This is a genomic window from Nocardioides sp., assembly GCF_034670285.1.
Classification (GTDB): domain Bacteria; phylum Actinomycetota; class Actinomycetes; order Propionibacteriales; family Nocardioidaceae; genus Nocardioides.
Window position 1 is genome coordinate 1 of record NZ_JAXMNS010000221.1, and the last position, 6,165, is coordinate 6,165.

The 6,165-nt window shown below is 71.5% G+C and carries 6 protein-coding genes; 3 read left to right on the forward strand and 3 right to left on the reverse strand.

The window, feature by feature from the left end; all coding sequences use genetic code 11:
- Window positions 1-1,302 (forward strand): stealth family protein (locus VOI19_RS11955; RefSeq protein WP_323793187.1); only part of this gene is annotated, 1,302 nt, incomplete at its 5' end.
- On the opposite strand, the gene VOI19_RS11960 is transcribed toward VOI19_RS11955, so the two are convergent.
- Window positions 1,285-2,334 (reverse strand): hypothetical protein, encoded by a 1,050-nt coding sequence (locus VOI19_RS11960; protein WP_323793188.1) that lies wholly within the window; start codon window positions 2,332-2,334, stop codon window positions 1,285-1,287. The genes VOI19_RS11955 and VOI19_RS11960 overlap by 18 nt on opposite strands.
- 10 nt (window positions 2,335-2,344) lie before the next feature.
- Window positions 2,345-3,433: a DNA polymerase domain-containing protein gene (locus VOI19_RS11965; protein WP_323793189.1), complete on the reverse strand. Its 1,089-nt coding sequence runs from the start codon at window positions 3,431-3,433 to the stop codon at window positions 2,345-2,347.
- Window positions 3,434-3,485: 52 nt separating this feature from the next.
- Between VOI19_RS11965 and VOI19_RS11970 the strand changes: the two genes are divergently transcribed.
- Window positions 3,486-4,814, forward strand: coding sequence for a GNAT family N-acetyltransferase (locus tag VOI19_RS11970; RefSeq protein ID WP_323793190.1), 1,329 nt, complete (start codon window positions 3,486-3,488; stop codon window positions 4,812-4,814).
- 72 nt (window positions 4,815-4,886) lie between these two features.
- Window positions 4,887-5,651: a hypothetical protein gene (locus VOI19_RS11975; RefSeq protein WP_323793191.1), complete on the forward strand. Its 765-nt coding sequence runs from the start codon at window positions 4,887-4,889 to the stop codon at window positions 5,649-5,651.
- A gap of 11 nt (window positions 5,652-5,662) precedes the next feature.
- On the opposite strand, the gene VOI19_RS11980 is transcribed toward VOI19_RS11975, so the two are convergent.
- The coding region (locus VOI19_RS11980; protein WP_323793192.1) for a 5'-nucleotidase C-terminal domain-containing protein at window positions 5,663-6,165 on the reverse strand (503 nt) is incomplete at its 5' end.

Consider the following 6,165-nt stretch of genomic DNA (forward strand, 5'->3'; position numbering starts at 1 on the left):
GACGTCGGGGGCGCGGCCTACCTCTCCCTGCGCGACCCCGCCCACCACGGCTGGCACGAGCGACGCGGCACGCTCGCCGACCTCGCCGCCGACCTGCGGCGCGGGCTCACCGCCACCCTCTACGTCGAGCCGTGGCCGCTGGTCGATGACCGCCCCGGCCTGCTCGGCGAGGGTTGTGGCGTGCAGGTGGAGTTCTGGGAGGGCGAGCCGTCCGGCGACCTGCTCGCGCCGGGGCCCAACCCCTACGCCACCCGGATCGGCGCCGAGGCGCGCGCCGCCGCGGTGACCGCGAGCGTGGCCGGGGTCGACGTGCCCACCCTGCCGCTGATGGCGTCACCGAGCGTCACCGAGTGCCGCTTCCCGGTCGACGTCGTCTACACCTGGGTCGACGGCACCGACGAGGCCTGGGACGACGCCCGCCGCGCGAGGCTCGTCGACCTCGCCGGCACCGCGCTCACCCGCGAGGCCAGCGGCCGCGCTCGCTTCGTCGACCACGGCGAGCTGCGTTACTCGATGCGAAGTCTGCACCTCTTCGCCCCCTGGGTGCGACGCATCCATCTCGTCACGGCCGGCCAGGTGCCCGACTGGCTCGACACCGGCCACCCGAAGATCAACCTCGTCGACCACCGCGACATCCTCCCGGCCGAGGCGCTGCCGACGTTCAACTCCCATGCCATCGAGACCGCGCTGCACCACATCGAGGGCCTGGCCGAGCACTTCGTCTACCTCAACGACGACATCCTGCTCGGCCGCCCCCAGCGACCCGAGGCGTTCTTCTCCCCCTCCGGGATGACTGCTGTGGCCCTGTCGCCCATGACCGTCGACCTCGGCGACGACGTCGGCGCACCGCCCTACCTCATGGCTGCGTGGAACAACCGGGCTCTCCTCGAGGACGCGTTCGGCGCCACGCTCTCGCACACCCTGCTCCACGCCCCGCAGTCGCTGCGGGTGTCGGTGCTCGAGGCGCTCGAGGCGCGTTTCTCCGAGGCCCTGAGCGCGACGGCCCGAGCTCCGTTCCGCAGTGCGACCGACGTGTCGGTGACCAGCTCACTGGCCCAGCACTACGGCCTGCTCACCGGCACCGCCTTCGCCGTCGAGCCCACCCACGCCTTCGTCGACATCAGCAACGCCGACCTCGAGCGTCGCCTGAGGGTGCTCCGGCAGCGCGACCGTGACTCGATCTGCCTCGCCGACCACCATGACCACGCCCTGCGTCCCGAGCGTCTCGAGGTCGTGCTGCATGAGTTCCTCGAGGACTACTACCCCGTCGCTGCGCCGTGGGAGTCAGCGACCGAGCAGTGAGCGCAGCCGTCCCTTGACGCTCGCCGACGGGCGCTCCTCCAGCTGTGCCTCGAGAGCCGCGATGCGGGCCTTCTGGCGCTCGACCCGCTTGGTCTTCTCGGCCAGTCGGCCCGTGAAGTCGTTGCGCGTGCGCGTCACGTGCATCGCGGTGTCGTCGTTGGCGAGCGCCGCGGCCACCTCGTAGTAGGCGGCGTATGCCGCCGAGAGGCGGTCGAGCTCGGCCATCGCGGCCACGTCGAACGGGTTCTCGACCAGCGCCATCGCCGCGGTCCACGTGGCCTCGGCCTGGGTGCGCAGGTCGTCGGGCACGTCGAGGCCGTCCCAGGAGTCGGACGAGCGGTTGAGCGACGTGGTGAGGAAGTCGTCGACGTCGTGCGGAGCAGTGAGGTCGCCGGGGTCGACGCGGAGCTGCCCGCAGGCGCGCGTCATCGCGGTGCGCCAGTCGCCGATCAGGTCGTAGTAGGGCACGAACGCCCGCGGGTTGTCGCGCGTCGCCCGCTCGGTGACGAACACCGAGTTCATCCAGGCCGCGACGTTGGCGATCTCGCGGAGGCGACGCACCGCGTCGCTCTTGTCGCTGAGGTAGGCCGAGTCACGCGAGCGCACCACCTGAGTGGGGTGGCGCAGCATCGTCAGGCTCGACAGCTCGGCGCCGGTCGATGCGGCCACGCGCTGCCACAGCGGGTAGACCCAGTAGGCACGCGTCTCCTTGACCACCACGACCGAGCCGTCGTCGTACGCCGCCAGCTCGTCGTCGAGCCACGTGCGCAGCTCGTCCTCGCGCTCGGGCGTCACCGACTCCATCGCCAGGTCGCCCGCGTGGGGTCGGGTGTCGATGGTGCGCACCGGCAGCGCGTTGAGCCAGTACTTGTGGAAGTCCGCGACCCACAGTGGCTCGTAGTAGCCGCGCGGGTTGTTGTCGTCGGCCGCGACCTCGGGCTGCGGGATGTGGAAGCCGAAACGCTTGAGGGTGCCGGCGACCGAGCTGGTGCCGCTGCGCCCGGAGCCGGTGACGATGAGGAGCTTGATCACGCCCGCGAGGCTATCCGACCCGGTTGCCGTCGTCGTCCCAGTGCTCGGCCACCTTCTTGCTGGGCTGCACGCGAGGCGGCTCCCCCGGCATCTTCGGGTGGTCGGGCGGGAAGTTGAGCTCGCCGTGGCCCTCGGCGACCTGGGCCTCCCACAGCGCGAGCAGCGGCTCGAGCGAGTACGCCGTGTCGTCGATGCCGGCCCACGGGTCGCCATCGGCGAGTCGGTCGGGCACAGAGAACAGGTGGTGCTCCCCCGGGTCGGTGACCCCGGCCAGCTCCGACCAGGTCATCGGGGTGGAGACCGGAGCCCCGGGGAGCGGTCGCAAGGAGTACGCCGACGCGATCGTGCGGTCGCGGCAGTTCTGGTTGAAGTCGACGAAGATCCGCTCGCCCCGCTCCTCCTTCCACCACGCCGTCGTGACCTGGTCGTCACGCCGCTCGAGCTCGCGGCCGAAGCCGATCGCGGCGTGGCGCACCTCGGCGAACTCCCAGCGGGGCTCGATGCGCACGTAGACGTGCACGCCACGGTTGCCCGACGTCTTCACGTAGCCGACCAGCCCGAGCTCGCGCAGCAGCTCGTCGGCCACCCCGGCCACCCGGACGGCGTCGGTGAACGTCGTGCCGGGCTGCGGGTCGAGGTCGATGCGCAGCTCGTCGGGGTGGTCGACGTCGTCGCGCCGCACCGGCCACGGGTGGAAGGTCAGCGTGCCCATGTGGGCGCACCAGACCGGCACCGCGATCTCGGTGGGACAGATCTCGTCGGCCGGGCGTCCGCTGGGGAAGGTGATCCGCACGGTCTCGAGGTAGTCGGGAGCGCCCTTGGGCACCCGCTTCTGGTAGAAAGCGTCGGCGTTGCGGTCCTGGGGTCCGGTGGCCAGGGTCATGCCGGGACGTACGCCGGAGGTCCACCGCTCCAGCGCGGTCGGCCGGTCGCGCAGCGCCCGCATCAGCCCGTCGTCCACGCTCGCGAAGTACTCGGCCACCATCAGCTTGGTGACCTCGGGCGTGCGGTCGGTGGCCTCGTAGATCACCCGGTCAGGGCTCGACACGCGCACGGTCCGGTCGCCGGCCTGCACCTCGGCTGCAGAAGTCTTCGCCATGGACGGAAACCTACTCGTGCGGCGGGACGCCGGGGGCGTAGGTTGATCCGCCGTGAGCTCCGACATCCAGCCCGGTACCGATCAGTCCGACCAGCCCGACCAGACCGGCCTGACCTTTCGCACCCTCGACCCCTCGGCCCACGACACCGACGGTGACCGCGAGCTGCTGCACGGCTGGGGCGAGGCCCTCTCGCGCGGCTTCCACGAGGGCCGTCCCACCGACGAGCACCGCACCGTCTGGCTCGAGGGCGCCCGCGCCGACGCCGTCCGGCTCCAGGGCTTCTGGCCCGACACGACCGCCGTCGCCTCGCCGAACCTCCCGGTCGCGACCTTCGCGAGCTGGGCGGGTGGCGACCTCAACGTCGGGGGCGGACGCACGCTCCCCCTCCACATGATCACCGACGTCACCGTCAGCCCCTCCCACCGACGACGTGGTCTGCTCCGCTCGCTCATGCACCGCGACCTCGCGGCGGCCGCCGAGCGCGGCCACGCCCTGGCCGGCCTGACCGTCACCGAGGGCAGCATCTACGGACGCTTCGGCTTCGGCCTGGCCACGCGACTGCGCAGCCTCAGCATCGACGTCACCTCGCGCTTCGCCCTGCGCCCCTTCGACGACCCGGGCTCGCTCGAGATCGTCGAGCCGAGCGAGGTCTGGGAGTCACTGAAGACGATCCACGCGGAGCGGGTGCGGTCCACCCGCGGCGCCCTCGCCTGGCCGGCGTTCTACGAGGCTTTCCTGACCGGACGCTTCGACTGGGAGCAGGGCGCCCCCGACCGCAAGGTCCGGTTCGTGCTCCACCTCGACGCCGCGGGCCGCCCCGACGGCTTCGCCTCCTGGACCCACAAGGGCACCCAGGACGGGCGGTCCACCGTTGATGTCGGCGACGTCGCGGCGACCACGCCGACCGCCTACCTCGCGCTCTGGCAGTTCCTCGGCGGCATCGACCTCACCGAGCGGGTCCGGTGGGGCCGCGCCCCACTGGTCGACCCGCTCGAGTGGGCCTTGGTCGACCCGCGCTGCGTCACGACCACCAAGGTCGACGACCTGCTCTGGCTCCGCGTGCTCGACGTCGTCGCCGCTCTCGAGGCGCGCCCCTGGTATGCCGATGGCACGGTCGCCCTGGGCCTCGAGGACCCGCTGGGGCTCATCGACGGCACCTGGCAGGTCACGGTCACCGAGGGCCGCGCGACCGTCGTCCGCACCGATGCTCATGCCGAGGTGATCCTCAGCGCCGAGACGCTCGGCGCGCTCTACCTCGGCGGCGTCGACACGCCCACGCTGCGTTCGGCTGGACGCCTGGGTGGGAGCAACGAGGCGCTCGCGCGCTGGGGCGCCCTGGTCGACGGCGGACCGGCGCCGTACTGCACGACGGGCTTCTGAGCGCACCTCTGGCGCGAGGCGCGATCGAGGCGCATGCTGAGCGGGTCGTCATCGCACCTCGGGGGGGAAATCGTGCGTCTGCTCGCGCTCGCTGTCACTGTCAACGTCACCCTGGCCGCGCTGACCGGACTCCCCGGTCCGGCCGCCGCCGCACCGGCCACGTGCCAGGGCGAGGCGATCACGCTGATGGGCTCGGCCGAGACACCGCTGCTCGTCGGCACCGAGGGCCGCGACGTCATCGTCAGCAACGGCTCCGACGTCCTGGCGCGGGGCGGGAGGGACCTCGTCTGTGTGACCGAGGGCAGCGCCGTCATCGACGCCGGCAAGGGCGCCGACGACGTCCGCATCCACCAGGCGGTCGACGCCACGAGCCTCGAGGGCGGACCCGGCGCCGACACCTTCCACGTCGTCACCCGCGTGGCGACCTCCTGGACCGTCGACGTCCCGGCTCAGCAGATCAGCACCGACGAGGCCACGAGCGCGCTGAGCGGCTTCGAGGACTATCACCTCGGCCGCTCGTCGTGGACGGCGCTCACCTTCGTCGGCGGTGCAGGGAACGACGTCCTCGACCTCACCGAGGACCCGCGACGGTCGGCGTCCGGGCAGGGCCGACCCTTCGACGTACGCCTCGGAGACGGCGACGACGTGCTCCGACTGATGCCCGGTCAGGCCGGCGACTCCGAGTCGGTCACCGGCGGCGGCGGCCGAGCGTGTCGCTCCAAAGCCGGTCGCGACCACGGCACCGCCTGCCAACAGTCCGGACGACAGGAATTGCCGACGGCTGGGGCCGGGCCGGTCGGTCTTTCGGCTCTGTGGGGGCATCATTTGCTGCGATGATGTGGGATGGCTCATGACGTCACTTTCACCGATCGGTTCTCTTCCAGGCGGACGACCGGGTTGCGGGCGAGGTAGCTCTCCACGACATCCCAGATCGGCGGGCCCTCGGTGGCCTCGTTGACCGAAGCCCAGCCGGCGACGATGTACTCGCGCGCCGGGTCGATCGGCTCGCCGGTCTTAAGGACGGTCATCTCGGAGATCCGGCTGCCGATGGCGGCCGTCGGGTCGATGCGGTAACCCATCCCGCCGACCCGCACCATGTCGCCCCCCTGCTGGTAGTACGGATCGGCGTTGAACAGGTTGTCGGCGACGTCCTCGAGGATCTCTTTCAGGAAAGCACCGGTCATCGGCGAGCGGTAGGCGGCCGGATAGGTCATCGCGCAGGCGTTGTGCAGGTCCTCGACCGTGATCGCCTGACCAGGCAGCAGCGATGTGCCCCACCGGAATCCGGGGGACAGCGCGATCTCGGCGTCGCGCTCCTGCAACAGCGCCTGGCAGATCAGGTCGTCGAAGG